22 protein-coding genes and 2 pseudogenes are annotated in these 23,828 nt (G+C 67.4%); 13 read left to right on the forward strand and 11 right to left on the reverse strand.

Annotated features, from left to right (window positions below; all coding sequences use genetic code 11):
- Positions 1-248 precede the first annotated feature (248 nt).
- The 3 genes and pseudogenes from ACXYX3_RS07910 to ACXYX3_RS07920 all read left to right on the forward strand — a co-directional run bounded on the left by ACXYX3_RS07910 (position 249) and on the right by ACXYX3_RS07920 (position 4,784).
- On the forward strand, positions 249-2,126 hold the full coding sequence (locus ACXYX3_RS07910; RefSeq protein WP_458611211.1) for a hypothetical protein: 1,878 nt from the start codon (positions 249-251) through the stop codon (positions 2,124-2,126).
- Positions 2,127-2,276: 150 nt separating this feature from the next.
- Entirely contained in the window at positions 2,277-3,374 is a 1,098-nt protein-coding gene (locus ACXYX3_RS07915) for a ferredoxin reductase (protein WP_241203908.1), read from the forward strand.
- Positions 3,375-3,389: 15 nt separating this feature from the next.
- Positions 3,390-4,784, forward strand: a pseudogene (locus ACXYX3_RS07920) (fatty acid desaturase family protein).
- Between the two features lie 9 nt (positions 4,785-4,793).
- On the opposite strand, the gene ACXYX3_RS07925 reads toward ACXYX3_RS07920, so the two are convergent.
- Complete coding sequence (locus tag ACXYX3_RS07925) at positions 4,794-5,114, reverse strand: hypothetical protein (protein WP_458611213.1); 321 nt, start codon at positions 5,112-5,114, stop codon at positions 4,794-4,796.
- Between the two features lie 90 nt (positions 5,115-5,204).
- Positions 5,205-5,714, reverse strand: a complete 510-nt coding sequence (locus tag ACXYX3_RS07930; RefSeq protein WP_458611215.1) for a copper chaperone PCu(A)C domain-containing protein — start codon at positions 5,712-5,714, stop codon at positions 5,205-5,207.
- 185 nt (positions 5,715-5,899) lie between these two features.
- Here ACXYX3_RS07930 and ACXYX3_RS07935 point away from each other — a divergent pair, with 185 nt between their 5' ends.
- Positions 5,900-6,766, forward strand: coding sequence for a sigma-70 family RNA polymerase sigma factor (locus ACXYX3_RS07935; protein WP_458611217.1), 867 nt, complete (start codon positions 5,900-5,902; stop codon positions 6,764-6,766).
- Positions 6,767-6,800: 34 nt separating this feature from the next.
- Positions 6,801-7,214, forward strand: coding sequence for a hypothetical protein (locus ACXYX3_RS07940; RefSeq protein WP_458611219.1), 414 nt, complete (start codon positions 6,801-6,803; stop codon positions 7,212-7,214).
- A gap of 10 nt (positions 7,215-7,224) precedes the next feature.
- Here ACXYX3_RS07940 and ACXYX3_RS07945 read toward each other — a convergent pair whose 3' ends face one another.
- From ACXYX3_RS07945 to ccsA, 7 genes are all read right to left on the reverse strand, one after another.
- Positions 7,225-7,704, reverse strand: a complete 480-nt coding sequence (locus ACXYX3_RS07945; protein WP_241203914.1) for a YetF domain-containing protein — start codon at positions 7,702-7,704, stop codon at positions 7,225-7,227.
- A gap of 16 nt (positions 7,705-7,720) precedes the next feature.
- Positions 7,721-8,941, reverse strand: coding sequence for a cation:proton antiporter (locus tag ACXYX3_RS07950; RefSeq protein ID WP_458611221.1), 1,221 nt, complete (start codon positions 8,939-8,941; stop codon positions 7,721-7,723).
- 130 nt (positions 8,942-9,071) lie between these two features.
- On the reverse strand, positions 9,072-9,914 hold the full coding sequence (locus tag ACXYX3_RS07955) for a cytochrome c-type biogenesis protein (protein WP_458611223.1): 843 nt from the start codon (positions 9,912-9,914) through the stop codon (positions 9,072-9,074).
- On the reverse strand, positions 9,911-10,468 hold the full coding sequence (locus ACXYX3_RS07960) for a TlpA family protein disulfide reductase (protein WP_458611225.1): 558 nt from the start codon (positions 10,466-10,468) through the stop codon (positions 9,911-9,913). The genes ACXYX3_RS07955 and ACXYX3_RS07960 overlap by 4 nt, the downstream gene beginning before the upstream one ends.
- Positions 10,465-12,387, reverse strand: coding sequence for a heme lyase CcmF/NrfE family subunit (locus ACXYX3_RS07965; protein ID WP_458611227.1), 1,923 nt, complete (start codon positions 12,385-12,387; stop codon positions 10,465-10,467). Before ACXYX3_RS07965 ends, ACXYX3_RS07960 begins: the two co-directional genes overlap by 4 nt.
- Positions 12,384-12,791: a cytochrome c maturation protein CcmE gene (locus tag ACXYX3_RS07970; protein ID WP_241203919.1), complete on the reverse strand. Its 408-nt coding sequence runs from the start codon at positions 12,789-12,791 to the stop codon at positions 12,384-12,386. The genes ACXYX3_RS07965 and ACXYX3_RS07970 overlap by 4 nt, the downstream gene beginning before the upstream one ends.
- Positions 12,792-12,876: 85 nt before the next feature.
- Positions 12,877-13,575 (reverse strand): cytochrome c biogenesis protein CcsA, encoded by a 699-nt coding sequence (gene ccsA, locus ACXYX3_RS07975; RefSeq protein ID WP_458611229.1) that lies wholly within the window; start codon positions 13,573-13,575, stop codon positions 12,877-12,879.
- A 180-nt stretch (positions 13,576-13,755) separates the two neighbouring features.
- Here ccsA and coxB point away from each other — a divergent pair, with 180 nt between their 5' ends.
- The 8 genes from coxB to qcrB are packed head-to-tail and all read left to right on the forward strand — an operon-like array spanning position 13,756 to position 21,876.
- A complete protein-coding gene (gene coxB, locus ACXYX3_RS07980) occupies positions 13,756-14,790 on the forward strand; it encodes a cytochrome c oxidase subunit II (RefSeq protein ID WP_458611231.1) in 1,035 nt (344 codons plus the stop codon).
- Positions 14,787-16,724 carry a cytochrome c oxidase subunit I gene (gene ctaD / locus ACXYX3_RS07985; protein ID WP_458611233.1) on the forward strand — a complete coding sequence of 646 codons (1,938 nt, stop codon included), beginning with the start codon at positions 14,787-14,789 and terminating at the stop codon, positions 16,722-16,724. The genes coxB and ctaD overlap by 4 nt, the downstream gene beginning before the upstream one ends.
- Complete coding sequence (locus ACXYX3_RS07990; RefSeq protein WP_458611235.1) at positions 16,721-17,335, forward strand: cytochrome c oxidase subunit 3; 615 nt, start codon at positions 16,721-16,723, stop codon at positions 17,333-17,335. The genes ctaD and ACXYX3_RS07990 overlap by 4 nt, the downstream gene beginning before the upstream one ends.
- Complete coding sequence (locus ACXYX3_RS07995) at positions 17,336-17,734, forward strand: hypothetical protein (RefSeq protein WP_241203924.1); 399 nt, start codon at positions 17,336-17,338, stop codon at positions 17,732-17,734. It begins immediately after the preceding gene.
- The gene (locus ACXYX3_RS08000; RefSeq protein ID WP_458611237.1) at positions 17,722-18,609 is read left to right on the forward strand and encodes a cytochrome c oxidase assembly protein; all 888 of its coding nucleotides are present in this window, start codon (positions 17,722-17,724) and stop codon (positions 18,607-18,609) included. The genes ACXYX3_RS07995 and ACXYX3_RS08000 overlap by 13 nt, the downstream gene beginning before the upstream one ends.
- On the forward strand, positions 18,606-19,361 hold the full coding sequence (locus tag ACXYX3_RS08005; RefSeq protein WP_458611238.1) for a c-type cytochrome: 756 nt from the start codon (positions 18,606-18,608) through the stop codon (positions 19,359-19,361). Before ACXYX3_RS08000 ends, ACXYX3_RS08005 begins: the two co-directional genes overlap by 4 nt.
- The gene (locus ACXYX3_RS08010; protein WP_458611240.1) at positions 19,358-20,215 is read left to right on the forward strand and encodes a QcrA and Rieske domain-containing protein; all 858 of its coding nucleotides are present in this window, start codon (positions 19,358-19,360) and stop codon (positions 20,213-20,215) included. The genes ACXYX3_RS08005 and ACXYX3_RS08010 overlap by 4 nt, the downstream gene beginning before the upstream one ends.
- Positions 20,212-21,876 (forward strand): cytochrome bc1 complex cytochrome b subunit, encoded by a 1,665-nt coding sequence (gene qcrB / locus ACXYX3_RS08015; protein ID WP_458611242.1) that lies wholly within the window; start codon positions 20,212-20,214, stop codon positions 21,874-21,876. The genes ACXYX3_RS08010 and qcrB overlap by 4 nt, the downstream gene beginning before the upstream one ends.
- An 18-nt stretch (positions 21,877-21,894) precedes the next feature.
- On the opposite strand, the pseudogene nrfD reads toward qcrB, so the two are convergent.
- Both nrfD and ACXYX3_RS08025 read right to left on the reverse strand, forming a co-directional pair.
- A pseudogene (nrfD, locus tag ACXYX3_RS08020) lies at positions 21,895-22,802 on the reverse strand (NrfD/PsrC family molybdoenzyme membrane anchor subunit).
- A gap of 122 nt (positions 22,803-22,924) precedes the next feature.
- Positions 22,925-23,827, reverse strand: a complete 903-nt coding sequence (locus ACXYX3_RS08025) for a 4Fe-4S dicluster domain-containing protein (protein ID WP_458611244.1) — start codon at positions 23,825-23,827, stop codon at positions 22,925-22,927.
- Position 23,828: the final 1 nt, after the last annotated feature.

Consider the following 23,828-nt stretch of genomic DNA (forward strand, 5'->3'; position numbering starts at 1 on the left):
CTCGACGCGACCGACCCCGGTGTCGGCGCATCGGCCAGGAACCACGTGATGAGCCAATCACCCTACGAGTCAGGCACTGTGACTTTCCCTGCTCTGACAGAATCGCGGTCGCGGCCGCTGCACAGGGAGCTGAGCGTGAGCGGCCGATCCCGTGACGTGACGGAGGTGTTCCCGCCGCCCGGAGCGGAGCCCCGATTGCCGGCAGAAACCCGCGCGCGCGAGCCGCTGACCGGCTATTTTCGGACGCGATGAGTGCTTCGCGGGTTGTCGGACGGGTCGGCGCGCTAGCGGTGTTCTTCGGGGTGGGCGCCGCGGTGATGACGAGTTGCCCGATGGCGTCGGCGGCGCCGGACTCGTCGTCGGCGAACTCGTCACATACTGCAGGCAACGACACGCCCCGAAGGGAAAGCCTGCAACAGGTGCGTCATCGCGGCAACGACGAGGCCGAGAAGCCCAGGACTCGCCATCGCGGCAAGGTGGTGGCGACGCGCCGGCACGCGCGCCAGGACCCGACCGACATGCCGGCGGCCGACGCTACTGTGCACACACGAACACTGACCGGACGCATTGCGCGCGAAACTCGCAGGGAAGCAACACGTCCGGCAGTGAAGCAGCCGGTCGAAACCGTCGCCGTAGCGCCCGATCCGCTCGTCAAGCGAACCCAGATGCGCGCCGCGCCGAATGTGCCGCCGGGGGTGGTGAGCCTCGCTCTCACGTCCGTCCTCGAAATCGGTTTCGCCGTCGCGGTGAGTGCGCTCAACATCGGCATGCCGAGCGCCACCGCCGCACCGCCCCGGCTGAAGCTCAACGGCTACAGCCTGGTGCCTGACTCCGAAGAGGAAATCACCTCCTTCTACGGTCGGTGGACCTACCTTCCCGGCGCTCCGAGTCTTCTTCAGGGACAACAGAAGTTCGACATCGTCGACCCTCGGACGAAAGCGTCGATGGGCGAGTTCGACGCCCTGGTCAGCCGCGGGCTCGGGTACAACTACACCTCGCTGCTGGTCACCGACAGCGGGGGAAGCGACGTCGGCACCGGGCCCGGGCAGGTGCCCCCGGTCGGCTCGCTGATCGCCACCTTCAGGATCGGACCGGTCGGCTGGGCCTACTCGGCGATGCCGACGACATCCGGAGACGTGGTCTCCTTCGAGATCGTGACGCCGTTCGGCAGCATCCCACTGCCTGTGACGTTCGACGCCGCGGCCGGCATCTCCGACCACACCTTCGACAACAGACCCGTCCGACTCACCAACGGCTACCGCATCGCGCCCGCCGACCCAGACGCCGAAATCATCACGGCCACAAGCGGAATCGCACCCCTGTTCACGAGTGTCCAAGGGCGCCAGATGTTCGGGATCTATGACGCACAGGGCGCCCAGGTGGGTGCCTTCGAGGGCGTGTTCACGACCACGTCCGACATTCTGGGTACATACACCCAAGCGATCCTCGTGACCGCCAACGACGGCGTCGACGTGGGCACCGGCGACGGGCAGACTCCGCCCGTCGGTTCTGTCTACAACGTCGTCTACGCAGGCGGCGACGACAACTACGTGCTGTACCAGTCGCTTCCCTCGCCGGCCGGTGACGTCGTCATCGTCGAACAGGTCGGGCCGGGGACGGTGCGGGTCAGTGGCAAGACCTTCATCGACGCCTCGGAGCCGCCGTCGACGCAACCGCTACCGGTGGCCCGCGGCCTGACGCTGGTGCCGGTCTCCGCGCTGCAGCCGGTGGGTGTGAACGGGTTGCCGCCCAGGGAGATTCAGTACCAGGGCCACCAGCAGTTCGATGTCCACGGCGCCGAGGGCGCCCGCATCGGACGCGTCGATGCCCACGTGATGACCCAGCGCGACCTCTTCGGCATCCGCAGCGAGGCGGTGCTCGTCACCGGCATCGTCGACGGTGTCGCGGGAATCGCCAAGGGGGACGTGCCGCCCGTCGGTTCGATCGTCAATGTCGTCCAGCTCGGCGACAGCGGCTTCGGCACCGTCTCGTTCGTGATGCCCGACGGGAACAGGGACATCAAGCGTGCCTGGATCGCCACACCGTTGGGCAACGTCCCGGTGTTCCGGGCGCGGACGTGGGTCAGGGATCGCGCCGAGGTGTCGTTCGCTCACCTCGCGGTCTGAGGGCCCCGCGGCCCGTTCATCGACCGCGCGTGGCAACCGTTGCGGCGGTGCATCGGGGGCGTGTGACTTTTCCGGTACCCGAGGTTTCGCATACGTGACGCGGGGAAACTCCGGTGCCGGACGTGATGGTCGTCACTCGAAGGGGACGGAATGGCAGAACGGGGCGCGCAGCCGGTCGTGCCGCGCGGACGGCGATTGTTTTTGAAGGCGATCACTCATCTCTTCAAACCGTTGCGCCCGGATGACTATCTGGAGATGGTCAACCCGCTGTGGACCACCAAGGAGCTGCGCGGAAAGGTCGAGCGCGTCGAGCCGCAGGGTTCCGAGGCGGCCAGCGTGTTGATCCGTCCAGGATACGAATGGCCCGGTCACAAGCCGGGCCAATATGTTCGGCTCGGTTTGGTGATCGACGGTCGCTACCACTGGCGTGCCTATTCGCTCACGTCGGACCCACACCCGGAGGACGGCTTGATCAGCGTCACCCCGAAGAAGGTGGACGGGGGCGTCGTCTCGCCGTACCTGGTGGAGAAGATCCAGCCCGGCGAGGTCGTGCGGCTCAGTGAGATCGAAGGCGTGTTCATCCTGCCGGACCCGCTGCCTGCGAAAACGCTCTTCATCAGCGCCGGCAGCGGAATCACCCCGATCATGAGCATGCTGCGCAGCCTGGATCGGCGCGGTGCGTTGAACGATGCGGTAGTCATCCACTCCGATCACGAGCGTGAGCAGGTGATGTTCCTGCCGGTGCTCGAGGACTTCGACCGCCGCTACGACACGATGCGGCTGGACTTGCGGCTGACATCCGAGCAGGGGCGTATGTCTGCGGCCGACCTCGACGAGCTCTGCCCGGATTGGCGTGACCGCGAGGCCTTCTGCTCGGGTCCGGAAGGACTGCTCGACGACCTCATCGAGCACTGGGAGCAGCACGGCGACCCGGACCGGCTGCACTACGAGCGCTTCCAGCCGAAGATCGGCGGCGACGCCGGTGAGGGAGAGGGCGGTCAGATCACCTTTCTCGACAGCGAAGAGACCGTCGACTGTGATGGGGGGACACCGATTCTCGAGGCCGGCGAGCAGGCCGGCCTCAATCTCGCGTACGGATGCCGGATCGGCATCTGCCATACGTGCGTGGGGACGCTCAAGTCGGGGCGTATCCGCGATCTGCGCTCGGGGGAAGTGACGGAGCCGACGGAGCAGGACGTGCGGATCTGCATTCATGCCCCTGAAGGCGATATCGAAGTTGCATTGTGATGGGAAGGATTTGACGTGACCACATCGATCGAGACTCCGCTTTCGCGGCTGACCGAGCAGGAGCTCGAGAAGCTCGCCAAGGAATTCGACGCGATCCATGACGAGGTCTTCGCCGAACTGGGTGACCGCGACCGCCAGTACATCAAGACCGTGATCTCGGTGCAGAGACAGATCGTGGTGGCCGGACGCGTGCTGCTGCTGGCGTCACGATCGCGCACCGCCTGGGTGCTCGGCACCGCCTGTCTCAGCATGGCCAAGATCTTGGAGAACATGGAACTCGGTCACAACATCATGCACGGCCAATGGGATTAAATGAACGATCCGGACATCCATTCCTCGGTCTGGGACTGGGACACCGCCTCGAGCGCGGAGGCCTGGAAGCACTCGCACAACTACATCCATCACACCTTCACCAACATCCGGGGCAAGGACAAGGATCTCGGCTACGAGATCATGCGGATCGACCCGAATCAGAAGTGGCGCAAGGCGAATCTGGGGCAGCCGCTCTACAACCTCCTCCTCACCATCCTGTTCGAATGGGGTGTGGCGCTGCACGACACCGACGTCGAGGCGCTGTGGCGGGGCGAGAAGACGATGGCCGACCTCAAAGACGACTTCAAGAGCATCGCCGGTAAGGCGCGCCAGCAGATCGTCAAGGACTACATCGGCTGGCCGGTGATCAGTGCGGGCGCGTTCGCGTTGGCGAAGCTCGCGCTGCGCGACCGGATCGACCAGCCTGCGACCTCCCGCATCGGCCGCCGCGTGCGCCAGGCGTCGAAGGGCCGTCGCGCCTCAGCCATCGCCGCTGTGCTGGACCGGGTGGCGCCCGGGGTCGAAAGCACCTTCCTGCGTACCCTGGCCGCGGACGCGGTGGCCAACCTCGTCCGCAACGTCTGGGCACACGCGATCATCTTCTGCGGTCATTTCCCCGACCAGACGTACACGTTCAGCGAGGAAGAAGTCGCCGACGAGACGCGCGGCGGATGGTATGTCCGCCAGCTCATCGGTGCGGCGAACATCGAGGGCAGTCCGCTGTTCCACGTGATCAGTGGAAACCTCGGCTACCAGGTCGAGCACCATCTGTATCCGGACATGCCGAGCAGCCGATACTCGGAGATCGCCCCGAAGGTCAAGGACATCTGCGAGCGCTACGAGTTGCCGTACAACACCGGTCGGTTCGGCAAGCAGTGGTTCACGGTGCATCGCACCATCTTTCGGCTCGCCCTGCCGGGCGGAAAACCTCGCCCCAAGCCAGGTCCCTACCGCGGCAACGATGTCGAGCGGCGCCCGCAGGGGGTCAGCGAGGCTGCCCGATTCCGCGAGAGGGTGCCTGCCGAGCACCCGGATGCCGGTCCTGAGCATCAGTCCTCGGGTGTGTCGGTCGACCCGCCCCCTCGCGGAGACGACTGACCGAACACGTCACGCAGATGTGCGGCGTCGCGATGCCAGTGTCATGGCCGCTGGCACCGCGACCGCCACCACACCCAGGCCGCACAAGAAGAGAGTCCCCAGTCGGCGATCGTCGAGTTCTTTCTGGCACAGCGCCACATAATCCGGGCGCACCACCAGCTCGCCATCGATCCTGGCATTGTCGGTGGTTTCCGGTTGCAGGGCGCGCGCTTCTGACAGATCGGCGGCCACGGCGCTCCCACAGCTGACGCTACGACCCTCCGGGTCGATCGACACGCTGGTCAGCAGACCGACGACGCCGACGATGATGGCGACGGCACCGAGTGACATGACGATTCTCTTCATGATCATTCCGTATCTGTACCCAGCGGCGTGCCGATGATCCGTCGGCATTCGTGGGATGCCGCTGCGTCGTGCTGATCAGGGCGTCTGTACAGGACAGGCGTTCACCGCGACCGGAATCGTGATGTCGCCCGCGCGCTCGAACGAGAACGTCACATCAGCGGTCTTCGCCGGCTTCAGGCCGGGGTCCAGGCCCTCCAGGCGAACCGGCGCCAGAGTCCGCGAGGCGTCCGGGCCGGCGGGCTGGCCGTAGGCGACCGTCGACTTCGGTGATATGACGGCGTCGGCTGGAACGCGGGCCTGACGGGCAGAGTCGGTGGAGACGGCGAGCAACGTCTCCGATTCCGCATCGCGGTTGTTGGTGACGGTGAACCGCAGCGCTGCGCCGGCATTCAGTTGGAGGGCGCAGCGACCGGGGACGAAGGCGGGCACGATGAAGGCGTTCTCCACAGTGGTGGCCTCGGTCGTCGAGCCGGTTCCGCGGTTGGGGGACCGAAGTGCAGCGTCGTCGTCGCTGCACCCGGTCAGCAGTGTCAACGCGGCGGCAGCGATGGTGGCCGGTGTGCGTACGGAAACGTTGGTGAGCATTCGATCTCCTTCTGCAGCTGTCGACACGAGGGTTCCCGGACTGGCGAAAACGATTCATCCGCCGTCGCGCAATGGACACTTCGAAGCATTTATTGCAAAACGGCAACGATTGCGGTGGGTCGGCGCCGACGTCGTCTACCGGGGTACTCGTTCGATGACATCCGAGCGACCGGAGGAAGATCGCGTTGACCGTCATCGACACGCCTCGTGTCGGTCCGCCACTCGGCAGCGAGGAATCTGCACGAGTCGGCCGGGTGCCGCGTCGGACGGGCCGGCCCCGGCACGTCAGACCAGAGCAGATCGACCACCTCGTCACGCGGCTCTCGCAAGCCGAGAACGCCGGTCAGCGCGCGATGTGGCGCAACCGAGTGGTGACGACGTGCCTCCCCGTCGCCGACAACATCGCCTCCCGATTCGTCGGCCGCGGGGAACCCGCCGACGACCTCATGCAGGTGGCTCGTCTGGGGCTGGTCAAGGCGGTGGACCGCTTCGAGCCCGGTCGCGGGCACTTCCTCGCCTTCGCCGTCCCCACGATTCGCGGAGAGCTGCTGCGGCACTTCCGGGATCACGGCTGGATGGTCCACGTCCCCCGCGCGGTACAGGAGATGCACCTTCGCTCCCGCGCGATGAGCGATGTGCTGTGCCAGCGGCTGGGCTCCACGCCGACCCCGAGACAAGTGGCCACAGAAATGGGCGTCGACGGCGACGACATGGTCAAGGGACTCGACGTGGCGTCGGCCTACCACCCGGTGTCCCTCGACGGACCCGTCGACGCGGCGGCGGGGGAGGCGAGCGCCACCGTCGGAGCGCTCCACGGAGTCGACGATCCCGGGTTCGACAGAGTCGTCGACATGGCGACGGTCGCCAGCGCGATCGCAGAACTCGACCACCGGCGCAGGTCGATCCTGCGATTGATCTTCTTCGAAGGTCTCACTCAGCGCGAGGCGGCACGTCGGCTCGACATCTCCCAGGTGCACGTGTCGCGGCTTCTCAACGACACACTCGACCGGATCCGTGCGCGCGCCGCGCATGGAGAGAACGAACAGGGGTAAGAGTCGCAATGACGTAGGAGGGAAAGGAGGCACGATGGAGGTCACCACGTCGAGGACGCGACCACTGTCGCGGGCCCTGAGCGGCGCACTCGGCGCGCCGCGCATCGCCGATGTCCTGGTACCGCTTCTCAAATCGCGGCTGAGGCACTTGTGGGGTCGTCGTGTGGTGCTCGTGGAGCAGCTCGACGGCGTCGGTCCGGGCTCTGCGGTGCACGGTCCTCGCTATGCATTGCTCGATGTCGTCGAGCATCCCGCCGTCAACACATTCGTGGTCGCGGTGTCCTCGGATCGGGAGGAACGGATCTTCAGGGAGAACGCCGTGGATCGGATCAAGGTGTATGCCGACAGTCTGTCGGTCCAGCCGTGGCGCGCCGACATCCTCGCCGACACCGCACAGAACGGCCGAGCGATCCCGGTGGCGCGGATCAGCATGACCGCGACCGGCTGAGGAGCCGACGTCAGGCCCTGCGCTCACTGAACACCGACACCGAGCCCTTGGCTTCGAAGAGGGCGAGATCGACCTCGGCCGGGTCGCGTAACCCGTGCTGCCGGAGGATGGCGTCGATGTCGGCGCGTGTCAATCCGGCGCGGCGCATGTTGCGGTGATCGAGTTCGCCGTCCGAGATCAGTACGCGCACAGGCGGATCGACGAGCCGGCGAATACCGTCGAAGAACCGCAGGCGCGACACCACCCCGTGTGCGGCGATGAGGGTCAGCAGTGCGGCCGCGCCGGTGACGAACGAGGTGTCCGCGGCTGTCGACGTCCGCCCGACGATGGCACCGACCGCGACGGCGGCCACCCAGTCGAACGGAGTGAACTCCGCAAGCGTGCGCCGCTGCCCGAACCGGAACGCGGCCGCGGCCGTGATGAACAGGGCCAGCGCCTTGAGCGCCGCGAACGCAGGGTGTTGCCAGCCGTCGAAAATCTCGTTGCTCATCGCGGTTCTCCTGAGATCACTTCGTCGGCGCGTCCGCCGTCTCGGGTTGCGGGTCGGTCGCGCCACCCGGAAGGTCGGTGGGCGGTTCGACGTGGAGCATCTTCGCAACAGGTACGTCCGTGGTGGAGTGCAGGACGATCGACAACGCGATGGTGGCTGCGACGATCGCGAAAACCCGTTCCCCGTCCGGGATGCCGGACTGTAGCACCAGCAGGCCGTAGACCACCGACGCGAATCCCTTGGGGCCGAACCACGCTGCGGTCCATCGCTCTTGGGCCGGCAGCCGCGTGCGTAGCATCGAGAGCAGAAGTGCGGCAGGCCGTACCAGCAGGATGGCGATGACGGGCACCATCCAGTCCAGCCAGCTCAGGCCGAACAGCAGATCGGGCGTGATCAGCGCCCCGAAGACGATGAGCGCAGCGAATTTGGCCAGTTCGGAGACCAGATCACCGAAGGGTTCGAATCGCTCGGCCGCCGCTCCGTGCATGGTCGCCAGTGTGGACCCGGCGGCGAAGGCAGCCAGATAGGCGTTGGCGTGGGTGAGATGGCACGTCGCGTACACGACGATCGCGATCGCGGCCGGGCCCAACGGCTGCAGTCGTGGCTCCGCTGAGAACACCGGTAGCCGCCACAGCAAGGCCACCGCCGCGGCGATCGCAGCCCCCAGCACCAGCCCCGACACCAATTCGGTCCCGACATTCCACAACTCGGCTTCCTCGTGCTGCGCGGTCGCCAGGAAGATCAACACGAACGGAAGCGCGAGACCGTCGTTGAGGCCCGACTCCACGTTGAGCAGTCGGCGCAGCCGAAGTGGTACGTCGTCCCGCCCGACGAGGGCCGACGCGAAGACCGGATCCGTCGGGGAGAGGATCGCACCGATGAGAAAGGCGGTCGTCCAATCCAGTCCGAGCAGAAAGTGCGCCGGCACGGCGATACCGACCATCGTCAGGGGCATACCGAGACCGAGCGCACGTCCGGACAATCGCCAGTTCTCGCGCAGCGCGGGCAGACAGGCGCGCTGGCCGTCGGTGAACAGCACGATGAACAGTGCCAGATCGGCCAATACGGCCACGATCTCGTCGTCGGCATGGATGTCGTCCACACCGAAACCGCCCGGCCCGAGCAGCGCTCCGGCAGCCAGGAACAGCAGCGCGGTCGACAACACGGTGCGAGCGGCCAGGCCGGACAGCGACACGCTGATCAACAACACGAGTCCGAACGCCAGCACCAACGCCATGACTACCCGCGCTCCTCGAGGCGCCGGTGAATGAGGCAGGCGTTGGCCGGTGCGAAGGCGCGGCCCGCCGCGGCTCCCATGATGGCGACCGCAGACACGGCAAAGACGGGGATCACCCGGGTCGGGACGGTCAGCCAGTGGGCGGCCACGGAACCTCCTCGTGTGGTGTGGTGGGCATCGTGCCGACGCCCAACAGTCGACGGACCTCCGCGGCCGCCGGATGGTGAGGGGCGATCGCGAGGAAGCGGTCAAGAGTCACTTCCCCGTCGCGGGGCGCTGAAACTCGCTGTGCCAGTCCGAGGATCAGCAGTGCATCCGGATCGTCCGGGGCTTGCGCCCTCACCTGCGCGGCCAGTGCCGCAGCCTCGTCCGCGCGTCCGGCCTTCAGGAGCGCGAAGGCATGCTCGAGTTGCGCCGCGGGCTGGCCCTGCGTGGCTGCGGCGTCGGAGCGTCCCCCCTGGTCTGACATCCGCCACGGCGACCACCACGACGCGGCCATGACACCAGCGACGATCGCCATGGCGAGGACACTTCCGACCGCGAACACCCTCGTGGGTGCGATGTTCCGCGGCGACGCCGGGACCACCTCCCGGTCTCGTCGTCGGTGACGGGTCACGACGACCGCCGCCGCGATCGCCGCGGCACCGAGGATCGGCAACACCCACAGCATGGCCCGTGCGGCGCGTCCTCCGTCACGAAGAACGTCGGACCCGTAGCGATCGGCGAACCACGCACGCACCTGTTCGGGGGTCTCTCCGGTGTCCAGCCGGTCCCGGATCACCTGCCGCATACCGGCCGCGACAGGGGAATCCGATTGCGCCACCGACTGACCCGCGCACGACGGGCATGTCAGCGATGCTGCCACCTCGGTGGCCGGATCCGGCGCGCCTGACCCGGTGGAGGTGGCGACGATCACCGCCACTGCGGCGGCGGCGAGCAGCATCACGGTCAGCCAGCCACGGCGGCGCGTCATGACTGCACCATGGGCGCCACCCATTCATCGAGCCAGTCGACGGTGATCGGACCGAATGCGTGCAACCGCAGCATGCCGGAGCGGTCGACGACGAAAGTCTCGGGCACGCCGCGCACACCGAGGTCGATGGACGACACACCATCGGGATCCTCGACGACAGTGAGGTGTTCGGCGTCCGCCGCGGCGAGGAGGGCCCGGGTGGATTCGGGCTCGTCGCGCATCGCGATACCGACGAACTCCACGCCCTGACCGGCGAAGTCGCGAGCAGCCTGCGCGATGAGCGGAACCTCGTCGCGACAGGGCGAACACCACGATGCCATCACGTTGAGGACGACGATCTGGCCCCGGTATTGCTCCAGGCGGAACTCCTGACCCGACAGTGTCGTCCCCGCCAGCGGCGGCGCCTGCCGGTCGGGGTGCTGGGTTATCGGCAGCGAGGTGCCTTCGGTTCCCGCCGGCCGGTCGAGGCCGGCTGCGAGCACGGCGCCGAGCGCGACGACGGCAACGAGACCGCCGATCATCGCGCCGACTCTGCGACCCCGGCGATCGGTCATGACCCCACCCCGGCAGGTTCACGTGTGACATCGCTGCCGTCTGCACTCGGGGAGCCGCCCTCACCACGGAGGCGGCTCTGCAGAAGCGCCGCCGCACCTGCGCCCGCCACGATCAACCCGCCCAACCACAGCAGCCAGACGAACGGGTTGACCGCGAGTCGTACCGTCGCCGTCGGACCGGCCGGATCGACGGCCGTCAGCGTCACGTAGACGTCTCCGGTCGGCCGGGTGATGATGGCCGGCGCGCCGACAGTGCTGTCGCGACCCGGGTAGTGGTGCAGCAGAGGGGCGGCCGCCCCGAATGATCCGCCCGCGTCCGCGAGCGACAGACGGGCCGACACTGTCGTCCGGTCCGGGCCGGCCTCGCGGTCCACGCCGGTCAGCGTGGCGGTGACGCCCCCCACGCTGATCGCATCACCGGGGCGCAGCTGCGCGGTGTTCGCCTGACCGTAGGATGCGGACGCCGCGATACCGATTGCGATCACGGCGACACCCAGGTGTGCCGCCAGACCGGCCCGGCCTCCTCGTCGTGCGGTCGTGACAACGCCGGCCGACACGAACGCGGCCAGCCCGAACGTCGTCAACGCGAGCATCGTTGTCGGCCAGGAGATCCCGACGACGACCACCGTGAGCAGGCCGGCCGACACGGGCACGATCAGCGTCCGCGACGCGAGACCGCCGTCGGTCGTGGACAGCTGCCACACACCCATCAGGAGCAGGACCGCGAGGAAGAGCGGGACTGCCGTGCGAGTGAAATACGCCGTGTCGACGGCGGCCTGGCTGCCCGACATCAGTTGGCTGATCAGCGGATAGAGGGTGCCGACGAGGACGACGGCGGTGATCGTGAGCAGCAGCGCAGCCTGATACAGAAGTGCCGTGTCGCGCGCCCACCAGCGCCACGGCGGTGCCGATGGCGGCGGATCGTGACCGGGGCCCCTGATCAACAGCGCCGTCACGATCGCCGCGATCAGGGTGGTGAACGCGAGAAGCATGGGGCCCAGAGGCGATTCGGTGAAGCTGTGGATGCTGGCGATCACTCCGGAGCGGGTGAGGAACGTGCCCAGCAGAACGAGAAGGAACGTCGCGCAGAACAGGGCGACCGCCCACCCGCGGCGATCGGATCGATGGCGGACCATGGTGACGTGCAACGCCGCGGTACTGGTCAGCCACGGCAACAGCGAAGCGTTTTCGACAGGATCCCAGGCCCAGTACCCGCCCCAGCCGAGCACGGCATACGACCACCACGCGCCGAGCACGATGCCGGCCGTCAACAGCACCCAGGCACCGAGCGCCCAGCGCCGGGCAGATCGAAGCCAGGCATCGTCGTTGCCACCGGTGATCAACGCGGCCACGGCGAGGCCGAACGGAACCACCATGCCCACATACCCCGCATAGAGCAGAGGCGGATGCACACCCATCGCCGGATGCTCACGCAACAACGGATTGGGGCCGGGGCCGTCTGCCGGCACAGCGCCCGTTCGCTCGAAGGGATTGGCGGCGAACAGGATCAGAGCGAAGAAGAACACCGCCACGAGAGTCACGACAGCCAGCGCCCACGCACGTTCGCGCGTCGGCCGCCGGCCGGTTCCTGCCGCGAGTAGCGCGGCCGCAGCGCTGAGGACGAACACCCACAGCATGATCGAGCCGTCCAGTGCCGACCACACGCTGGTGATCGTGAAGTACAGCGGCACATGACGCCCACCGTTCTCGGCGACGAATCCGACACTGAAATCGTGGGTGATCAAAGCCCATTCGAGCGCGCCCAGACCCAGCGCCGCCGCCAGCACCATCGTGCCTGTCGCCCAGCGGGCGGCTCTGACGTACTTGTCCGACAGAGCAGCGGCCCACCACAGGATGCATGCGATGAGGGCCGCGGCCAGCCCGGCGCCGATCGAGAGGTTGCCGAGCGCGCCGGTCACGTCTGCGGCTCCGACGGGACGCCCGAAGTCGGCGCGCGATACTCGTTGGAGTGTTTCACCGCGACGGTGTCAGCGCGCAGCACCCCGTCCTGACCCAGGATGCCGTCGACGACAGCATCCTGCCCCTCGCGAAACGTGTCGGGCAACGCCGTGTGCACCACGACGGGGACATCACCGTGCCCGTCGGCGATCCGGAACCGTGCTTCGCCGGCGCTCTCGTGAAGCGTGCCGGGCACCACGCGACCGCCCAGCCGGACGGCGTGTCCTGTGTTGGCCGTCGACTGCGCGACCTCTGTCGGTGTCTTGTAGTAGACCAGCGTGCCGGAGAGTCCGGCTGTGACCAACAGCGCCACAACGGCGCCCGCGACCGCAAGCAAGACGAGCATCGCGGGTCGCGGCCTCATCACGGTCGCTTCCGGGTGAACGCGACGAGCGCTGCGAACGTCGCCGCCGTGAGAGCCAGCCCGGTCAGCACCGCGGTCCAACCGGTCACCGCGCCACCGAGGCCACCGCGGAGGTGCCGCGGATCTGACCGTCGAGCGCAGCGAGGCGGCGTAAACCCAGCCACGTCGCGGCCAAGGTGAACGCGACCACGGCCAAGGCAAGGGTCGCGGCCATCATCCCGTCGATCGGCGGGTTCGCCGACGGGGCCAACAGAGTTGCCGGCTGGTGCAGCGATCGCCACCACACGACCGAGAAGTGAACCACGGGGATCACCGCTGCGGACGCGATGCCGCACCAGGCGGCCCGTCGGCGGCCCCGCTCGTCGGCACCGAGATGGTGCAGTGCCAGGTATCCGCAATAGATCACACCCAGCAACGCGGTGCTCACCAGGCGCGGGTCCCACGCCCACCACACGCCCCACACGGCGCGACCCCAGATGCTGCCGAGCGCGATGGTCAACGCGGTGAGCGGCACGCCGATCTCGGCGGCGACTCGGGCACGACGGTGCCACGAATCGTGGCCTGTGCGCAGGTATTGCGCCGATGCGACGAGAACGAGGAGGTAGCACAGGTAGGCAGTCCATGCCGCCGGCACGTGCAGGTACATCAACCGAGCGGCGTCACCCTGCATCTGATCAGGCGGGGCCACCAGCAGTCCGATCGTTGCGGCGGAGACGGCGCAGGCCGCCGCCGACCACCCGACGGCTCGCCGCGGCGACCCGCCGGGTACCGATTCTCTCACCATGCCACCCTCCTGAGCGACGACCATCACGAGCGGGCACCGAAAGACACGACGCTGCCCGCGACCGAATGCCTGCTACCCCGAGGCCATCGCCTGAAACGTTGCACTCAGGAAATTGTTGCGCGGCGGCGTTTACCTCCGATCTGCCGGGGTAGATCGGCCCGCGTCGTCGAGGAGGTGATCGTGGGCGCCGTGCGCAAGAGCGCGCGTGCCGTAACGGCTGCGGCCGTCGGTGCTGCGACGATGCTGGCTGTCGCGTGCTCGGACTCCTCGCCGTCCGCTCTGGATCCGGGCGGACCGCCATCCCGTCGCATCGAGCAACTCTGGTGGCTGCTGTTCTGGATCGCCGCGGTCGTCTGCGTGATCGTGGTGATCGGGGTCGTGCTCGTGGTGGCTCGCCGCCGACGGAAGAGCGACGTCGAACACTCCAACCCGACGACGTTCGTCCTGATCGCCGGCGCCGTGGTGCCGTTCGTGGTGCTGGCGACGGTCTACGGCTTCGGTCTGCGGGACACGCTGGCGCTGAGTGAGCGTCCCTCGGGCGCGTCCGGCTCGCCGCCGATCACGGTCGAGGTCATCGGGCACCAGTGGTGGTGGGAGGTGCGCTATCCCGGTCAGCCGGCCGTCACCGCCAACGAGATCCACATCCCCGTCGACACCGACGTCGAGGTCAAGCTGCGCACGGACGACGTCCTGCACAGCTTCTGGGTGCCGCAGCTGTCGGCGAAGACCGATCTCATCGCCGGACGCACCAACACGATGTGGCTCCGCGCCGATCGGGTCGGTACGTATCGCGGTCAATGCGCCGAGTACTGCGGGATGCAACACGCACACATGGCGTTCATGGTGGTCGCGCAACCACGGGCCGATTTCGACGCGTGGTTGCGTTGGGCGGGGGCGCCGGCCACGACGACGACCGATGCGCAGCGGCGCGGCGAGCAGGTTTTTCTCCAGACCGGGTGCGCTGCCTGTCATTCCATTCGGGGGACACCGGCAGACGGAGTGGTCGGGCCCGATCTGACCACCATCGGCGACCGCTGGAGCATCGGCGCCGGCACCCTGACCAATGACAACGAGCACCTGCGTCAGTGGATCACCGATCCGCAGCAAGCCAAGCCCGGTAACGAGATGCCGCCGCAGGCCGTCGCGCCCGCCGACATGCCGGATCTGATCGCCTACCTGCGCTCGCTGCAGCCGTCCGATAGGGAGGCGCCGTGACCGCCGCTCCGCTGACCGAACGTACCGCGGACCGCGAGGAGATCGACGAACGTCTCGAAAAGCAATGGGGCGAACAACATTCCCTGAAGACGTTCTTCACCTCCGTGGACCACAAGCGCGTCGGCCGACGGTACCTGGTGACCGCCTCGGCGTTCTTCGTCATCTCGGGCGTGCTGGCGATGTCGTTGCGGGCCCAGCTCGCGCGTCCGGAGTCCGACCTGGTGCCGCCGGGTGTGTTCAACCAGTTCTTCACCATGCACGGCACCTCGATGATCTTCCTGTTCGCCACGCCCATGCTGTTCGGGTTCGGGAATCTGCTCTTCCCCCTCATGCTCGGCACCCGGGACATGGCATTTCCGCGCCTGAATGCGTTCGGTTACTGGGTCTTTTTGTTCTCCGGCGTGATGATGTTCTCCAGCATGCTGGCCGGCAACGGGCCCAACGGTGGCTGGTTCGCCTACGTCCCGCTGACCACCGAGCCCTACTCGCCGGGGCTGGGTCTGGACGTGTACTCGCTGGGTCTGTTGTTCCTCGGGATCTCCACCACCTCGGGGGCGATCAACTTCATCGTGACCGCGCTCAAGATGCGCGCACCCGGAATGTCGATGAACAGGGTGCCGATCTTCGTCTGGGCGCTGGTGGCGACGTCGATGATGGTGGTCTTCGCTCTCCCGCCGCTGAACCTGGCCAATGCCCTGCTGTTCATGGATCGTCGGTTCGGCAGCCACTTCTTCGATCCGGCCAACGGCGGGAACGTTCTGCTGTGGCAACACTTGTTCTGGCTGTTCGGGCATCCCGACGTCTACATCATCGTGATGCCGGCCCTCGGCATCGTCTCGGCCATCATCCCGGTGTTCTCCCGGCGCGGCATCGTCGGCTACCCGCTGATCGTGCTCAGCGTCGTGACCATCGGCATCGTGTCCTTCGGCGTGTGGGTGCACCACATGTTCGCCACCGGACTGCCGCGGCTGTCGCTGAGCTTCTTCAGCGCGGCGAGCTTGCTGATCACCATCCCGTCCGGGATCCAGATGTTCGCGTGGTTGGCGACGATGTGGCAGGGCAAGATCAAACTGCGCGCCCCGATGTTGTTCGCCGTGGGTTTCATCGTGGTGTTCGTCCTCGGCGGCGTCACCGGGGTGATGTTCGCGGTCGTCGCTTTCGATCAGCAGGTCACCGACTCGTACTTCGTCGTGGCGCATTTCCACTATGTCCTCTTCGGCGGCGCCGTGTTCCCGATCATGGCCGGTTTGTTGTACTGGATGCCGAAGATCTCCGGGCGGATGTACCACGAGAAGGCGGCGGTGCTCGCTTTCTGGCTCGTGTTCATCGGCATGAATCTCACGTTCTTCCCCATGCACGTATCGGGCCTGCTCGGCATGCCGCGCCGCATCTACACCTATCGGCCGCATCTCGGCTGGGATGTGTGGAATCTGTTGTCCAGCATCGGTTCTGCAGTTCTCGCGCTGGGTCTGGCACTCCTGCTCGGGGTGCTGGTCCACGCGATCCGGTACGGGCCCCCGGCTCCGCCCGATCCGTGGAACGGCGACACCCTCGAATGGGCCACCGCGTCACCGCCGGATCACTACAACTTCGCCGTGCTCCCGCGCGTCTACAGCGCGCACCCGGTCTGGGACGAACGCACCGCCAAGTCCATCGCCGACCCGGACCCCGAGCAGATCCTCGACGAGTTCCGGATGACGGCGACCACCACCGAATTGGACGGCATGTTCGATCAAGCGATCGAGGTCGTCGAGGAGTCGGTCCGCCCGTTCCTCCTCGCCGTGGGCCTGCTCGTGTTCTTCCTCGGCATGCTCGTCGCGTGGTACTGGGTGGCGATCGTCGGTATCGGTGCGGTGTTCCTGACGCTGGCCGGTTGGCTGTGGCCGCCCGAGCGCAGCCCCCGTGAGGCCGGCGTCTCGGGAGGCAGTCGATGACCGTCCACGAGAGCGCCATCAGTCGTCCGTCGACGTTCCTCGCCGAAGCGCCGGCCGGGCGCACCGTCGGCTGGTGGGGCATGGTCATGTTCGTCACCACGGAGGCAACCATCTTCGCGGTGTTGCTGTCCAGTTACTTCTACGTGCGTTTCCAGGTGGACACGTGGCCGCTGGGCGGGATCGAGCAACCGGAGCTGAAACGCCCGTTGATCATGACGGCGATCCTTCTGCCCAGCAGCCTTCCGGTGATGTGGGCCGAGCGCGGCATCCGCAAGGGACAGCGCTGGCGGCTGCGGCTCGGATTGCTCGCGACGCTGATCATGGGAGTGGCCTTCCTGATCCTGCAGGGTCTCGAATACTCGAGCAAACTCGAGAAGTTCACCTTCACCACCAATGTCTATGGTTCGTTCTTCTACACCATCACCGGGTTCCACGGCTTGCACGTCACCGTCGGGCTGCTGATGGTCGGCTGGTTGCTGGCGGCCTCGCTGCGGGGCAGCTTCGGCTACCGCCGTCACGAACGGGTACGGCTGGCCGCGATCTATTGGCACTTCGTCGACCTCGTGTGGGTGGCGATCCTGTTCACCATCTACCTGTCGGGGCGGCTCTAGATGGCCGAGACGACTGATCGAAAGCGCCCGTTGGTGGGTGCGCTGTGGATGTGGTTCGCCGCGATCGGCGGGGCGGTCGCATGGGCGGTTCATCTGGGTTCGTCGTGGGGGATGACCGAAACCGTCTGTCTCGGTGGGCATTCGACCGTGGGCGAACTGCCGCTGAAGATCGCGGTCGCACTGTCGACACTGATCCCGCTGGCAGTGTGCCTCACCTCATTGGGCGCAGCGTGGTGGATGCGACGCCACACCGGCCCGAGCCACCTCGACATCAGTACCGAGCGCGCGGGACGCGCTCACCTGGTGGCCGGTATAGGTCTGTGGGCCAACCTTCTGTTCGCCGCGATCATCGTCTTCGACGGTGTCGCCCTGCTGGTGTTCTCGCCATGTCAGGCGTAGCTCGCGAGGCCGTGCTGGCTCACAGCGCCGCGCAGCCCGGTGAAGCGTGGTCGATGATGGCGACGATCGTCGTCTTGTGCGGGCTCGCGGCCCTGTACGGGTGCGGTGTACAGAATCTGTGGCAGCGCCGCGGTACGGGGGCCGTCATCTCGGTGCCGAGGGCTGTCGGATTCGGTCTCGGGCTGGCCGCCATCGGGGCTGCGGACAGTTCGCCGGTCGCGGAGTTCGCGGCCGGCTCCTTCGCGGGCCACATGGCGCAGCACATGCTGCTCGTGGTCGTCGTCGGCCCCCTGCTGGGCGCAGGGGGAGCAGCGCTGCCGCTGTCTCTCGCCCTGCCGCACCGGCTGCGACGTGTCGTCAACCGCTACCGAGCCGCGCCGTTCGCGCGGTGGCTGCGTCGGCCCGCCCACAGACTCGTGGCCGGCGGGCTGGTATTCACCGGCGTCCTCTGGGTGTGGCACCTGCCGTCGATGTTCGCCTTCGCCGAACGCGTCGAGGTGGTTCACGCGGTGGAGCACCTGTCGTTCGTGGTGATCGCGTGGATGTTGTGGGCCGCGGTGCTCAGCCCCGACCGTCATCGTCTGACCGGACCGCTCGGTTTTCTCCTCCTGTTCGGGGTCGGGATGACCAGCGCCGCGCTCGGAGCGGTCCTGACGTTCGCGCCGCAACCGCTGTATCCGTCGGTGGTCTACGGCACCGCCGACCCGTTGGCCGATCAACAGCTCGCCGGGCTCGTCATGTGGATCCCGATGGATGTCGTCCTGCTGGGTTTCGCCGTGCATGCTTTCGGTCGCTGGCTGACAGGCATGGACGGAGGCTCGTCGCGTGACGAGGTCCTGGTGCGTCCAGGCCCGGTTCCCGAGGGGATCTCATGACGACATGGACGCGCGTGGCGCGGTGCCTGGCGGCGGTGGCACTCACCGCAGGGTGTTCGTCGTATCAACCGCCACCGGAGCCGAAACCCGAAGTGCCGCAGGGAACCCGCGATGTCGGACGCAGCCTCTACGCGCAGACCTGCGCCGGCTGCCATGGACCGACCGCCGAGGGTACGGACCGCGGCCCCTCGCTGGCCGATGTCGGCAGCGCGTCCGTCGACTTCCAACTCGGCACCGGCCGCATGCCGCTGGGCCCCCAGGAGTCCTACCGTTCCGAACACCAGGAGGCGAAGCTGAGCCAGGACCAGATCGACGCTGTGGTCGGGTATCTCGCCGATCTTCACCCCGGCGGGCCGCCGATCCCCCGAGTGGAGCCGCTCGACGTGCAACGAGGCCGCAAGCTGTTCGCCCAGAACTGCGCAGCATGCCACTCGGCAGGTGGCACCGGAGGCGCGCTGACCGACGGACATCACGCACCGGACCTCCGAAAAGCCACTGCCACCCAGGTGGGGGAGGCGATCAGGGTCGGTCCGGGCTTCATGCCCGCCTTCCCGCCCAGTGTTCTGAACCCGCGCGATGTCGACGCGATCGCCGCCTACGTGGGCACGCTCGCCGACAGGGGAGAGGACCTCGACAAGGGCGGCGCGAGCCTTGGCCGCATCGGTCCGATGACAGAGGGACTGCTCGCGCTGGGAGTCGGAATTCCTCTGCTGCTGATCGTGTCTCGTCGACTGGGGAGCAGATCCCGATGAGCCCGGTCGACAAGGACACCGACCGGCCGCACGTCGCGATCGTGGCGTCGTTCGGGGTCTCGGTGGCCGCCGCGATCTGCTTCGCCGCCGCGTACACGCTGAATTGGTCCACCCAGGTGCTCGGCGGCGCACTCGCCGTGGGGTTCGGCGGCATCGCAGTCGGACTGACCGTGTGGGCGCGTCACCTGACTGACCAGGGAGGTTACGTCGAAGAGCACGAGGGGTTCTCCTCGCCGCCCCGCCAGACCGACGCGGCGGTCGAGCAACTCAGCGAGATCGCTCACCCGCACCGGCGTGGGCTGCTCGCGCTGCTGGCGCTGGCCGCCACCTCGCTGGGTGCGGCAGCGCTGTTCCCGCTGCGGTCGCTGATGCAGCCGCGGGGCGAACACACGGCCCGACAGCTGGGGAGAACGGTGTGGCGCACCGGCCCGATCCGCCTCGTCGATGCCGAGAAGCGTCCCGTACGCATCGACGACGTCACCGACGAAACCATGATCACCGTCTTTCCCGAAGGTCATACAGAAGGGGGTGACGTTCCGGCATTCGTGGTACGGATCGCGCCATCACGGTTCATGTCGCCACCACCGGGCGGAACTGTCGACGGTGTCGTCGCCTACTCGCTGCTGTGCACCCACGCCGGCTGTCCGGTCAGCATGTACGAGCAGTCGACGGGACGGATGCTGTGCCCGTGTCACCAATCCGTGTTCGATCTCCTCTCGGGTGGCCGAGCAGTGCAGGGACCGGCCGCGCGAGGGCTGCCCGGACTGCCCATCGCCGTCGACGAGGACGGGTTCCTCTACGGCACAGATGATTTCACCGGGCCGCCAGGCGCAGGCTACTGGAGCAGGCCATGATCACCCGCCGCCTCGTCCGAACCCTCGACAGCCGACTGCGTGTCGCGTCGCCCCTGCGCACGGCGTTGAACAAGATCTTTCCCGACCACTGGACCTTCATGTTCGGCGAGATCGCGCTCTACAGCTTCGTCGTCCTGGTCCTGACCGGAGTGTTCCTCGCGCTGTTCTTCGACCCGAGCTCGGCCGAGACCACCTATCACGGGGCATTCACCCCGATGGACGGGGTGACCACCTCGGGGGCGTTCTCCTCGGCGCTCGAGCTCAGCTTCGACGTCCGGGCAGGCCTGTTGATGCGCCAGACACACCACTGGGCGGCACTGATCTTCGTCGGAGCGATCGTCGTGCACCTCTGCCGGATCTTCTTCACCGGCGCGTTCCGCCGACCTCGGGAGATCAACTGGGTGATCGGTGTGACGATGCTGGTGCTGGCCCTGGTCAACGGTTTCACCGGCTATTCGATGCCCGACGATCAACTGTCCGGGACCGGCTTGCGCATCATCTACTCGGTCGTCGAGTCGCTGCCCGTCGTCGGTCCCTGGGTCGTCTTCCTGATCTTCGGTGGGGAGTTCCCGGCCGAACAGACGATTCCCCGGATGTTCACCGCGCACGTGTTCGTCGTCCCCGCCCTGCTGGCCGTCTTGATCGGGTTGCATCTGCTGATCTTGGTGCGGCAGAAGCACTCTCAGTTCCCCGCCCCGGGAAGGACCGAGCGTAATGTCGTCGGCTCCCGCCTGTGGCCGAGTTACACGATCCGCACGCTCGGCCTTCTCGCGGCCGTGCTGGCCGTGCTGTTCACGCTGGGCGGTCTGGCGCAGATCAACCCGGTCTGGATCTATGGACCCTTCGATCCGTCCCAGTCGACGGTGCCCGCACAGCCGGACTGGTACGTCGCCTGGGGTGACGGTGCGCTCCGGTTGTTCCCGCCTGCCGATGTGCACGTCTTCGGCCACCTGATCCCCACCCAGTTCTGGCCAGGTGCGGGGCTGGGCGGCCTCGCCTTCGTACTGCTCTATGCCTGGCCGTTCCTCGAGCAGTGGGCGACGAAAGACGCCGACGCACATCAGCTGCTGGACCGCCCGCGCGACCACCCGGTGCGGATGGCGGTCGGTTTCGGGGGGCTCAGTTTCTTCGCGGTGCTGGTGATGGCGGGCGGTGACGACGTCATCGCCGAGTGGTTCGGCCTGTCCATCGAGGCGGTTGTCTGGGTGCTGCGCATCGCGGCGGGCGTCGTGCCGCTGGTGAGCGCGTTCGCCGCCTTCGTCCTGGCCCGCGCCCTGCAGCGGGTGCAGGGCGGCTTCGCCGATGTCACCGTTGCCGACGTCAAGGCGGCGCTGCGCCGGACACCACGCACGGGGGACGCAGCTGCCGGCAGACCGCGGCGCATCGAGGTGACGCCGACCTCCGGCGATCGATGGCGCTGGCGGTACCGGGAGTCCACCGGCGAGACCGATGTCGTTCTCGACAGCACCAACGACTATGTCACCGAGGACGCCGCCTGGGCGGGGGCGCGAACGGCGTATCCGGACATCGACCGACCCTCGACACCGAGCGACGAGGAAACAGAACCCGCCACCGATGAGAAGAACCACCGTCTGCTGACGGTCGCAGGAGCCGCGGTCGTGGCGGCATGGGCGATCGGGGCGGCACGCAACCGTCGCTGAGATGCGAAGGGCGTGCGCTCAGACCGTGGAGCGGTCCCGTCGGTCGAGCCGGTTCCGTTGCGGGACAACCGTGTATTTCGGGTCCTCGGCCGACGCGACGCCGGCATGGAAGATGCCGAACCGGGTGCAGGCAGAGGCAGCCAGCGCGGCTGCGCCTCCGGCGACTGCGGCCGCGCGCGATCGGCGACCACCGATGCCGCCGAGCGCTGCCCCGACGACGGTGAGCAGCTTCGCGACCCGCATGAGCCTGCCCGCATGTCCTCGGTGCAACGGTTCGGCCGACAGGCCCATCCGTCGGCTCATCACCTCGCTGGCGATCAATTCCGTTGCTGCACCGGCGATCAGGGCGCGTCTGGCCGGGCCGGCTTCACTTCTCGGGGAGGTCAGCACCGCCAGGCCACCTGCCGCGGTGGCAGCCGAACCGACGAACACGAACGGCATCTGCCGGTGACCGTCATGCCACGTCGGCACGGCGGTGTCCGACATCAGCGCTGCGGTGTAGGACGCCACCGCAGGCCGACCACACCGGCGCCGACCGTGGCGAGCGTGCCGATACGCGGAAGCACTCGAAGCGCGTCGGTGACCGCGGCGGCGCCGGCGAGAGGGCCGTAGGTGGCCAGAATCCACGATCCGACACTCATCGGCGAGCTGGGCTTGAAGACCCGCAGCATCCGGACGAACCGGGCCGGCCGGCCGAGGTCGTGAATCAATGCCGCCAGTGATCCGCTGATCGCGACCAGCGCGCCGAACTTCGTGGCGCGAGCCATGTTCGGTCGTCCGGACAGCTCGGCACCAGCGGCCAGAACCGAGCACCCGCCGGCCAATCCGCCGAGGAACAGGTATCCCGCGATGTCACGGGCTTCCCAGGTCGGCTTGTTCAACACCGGCTTGCCGTAGTACGACTCGAAGTGCGCATCCGGCACCATCTTCTTCTCGCCCCGTCCCCGGCGACGCCGGCGGTTGGGCAATCGACCGACGTCGCCGGTGATCGCGGCACGGTCGGGCGGGGCCGAGGTGTCCGCCGGGATGCCGGTCTGGCGATCGTCCATCAGCGTCCGCCCAGGAACGTCGCCGCCAGCCCGGCGAGCATGCCCGTTGCCGCGATGGCGACATTGCGCCACATCGCGGGAAGGTCGCGCGTGGTGACGATCGGATCGGGCGGCAGACCGTACACCTCGGGCTTGTCGAGCAAGAGGAAGAACGCACCGGTGCCGCCGACACCGTCACCAGGATCCTCGCCGTACAGTCGGGCGTCGGCGATACCTGCCGAATGGAGCTTGTCGACGCGATCCTGTGCGCGGGCGCGCAGTTCCGACAACTCGCCGAACTGGATCGAGTCGGTGGGGCACGCCTTCGCGCAGGCCGGTTCCATGCCGTCGTGGAGCCGGTCGTAGCACAGCGTGCACTTCCAGACCCTCCCGTCGTCCTTGCGCTGGTCGATCACGCCGTAGGGGCACGCGGCGACGCAATAGCCGCAGCCGTTGCAGATGTCCTCCTGCACCACGACGGTGTCGAACTCGGTGCGGAACAACGCACCCGTCGGGCAGACGTCCAGGCACGCGGCATGGGTGCAGTGCTTGCACACATCCGATGACATCAGCCAGCGGAACTCGCTGCGCTGGCCGTCGCCGTCACCGGGTTTGGCGAAGGCCGGCATTCCGATGTCGACGACTTCGGCGGTGTCTGCCTGAGCGCCCAGCGGCTTGCGCTGTTCGATGAACGCCACGTGCCGCCAGGTGTCGGCGCCCAGGCCACCAGTGTTGTCGTAGGACATCCCGGTGAAGTTCAGGCCGTCGTCGGGTACGTGGTTCCACTCCTTGCAGGCCACCTCGCACGCCTTGCACCCGATACAGACGGAGGTGTCGGTGAAGAACCCCATCCGCGGCTGCTGCTGGTCGTAACCACCACCGTGGGGCGGATCGTCAGCGTCGAGGCCCTGATGCATGTCCATG

Source organism: Mycobacterium sp. Panama NTM2, from assembly GCF_054355555.1.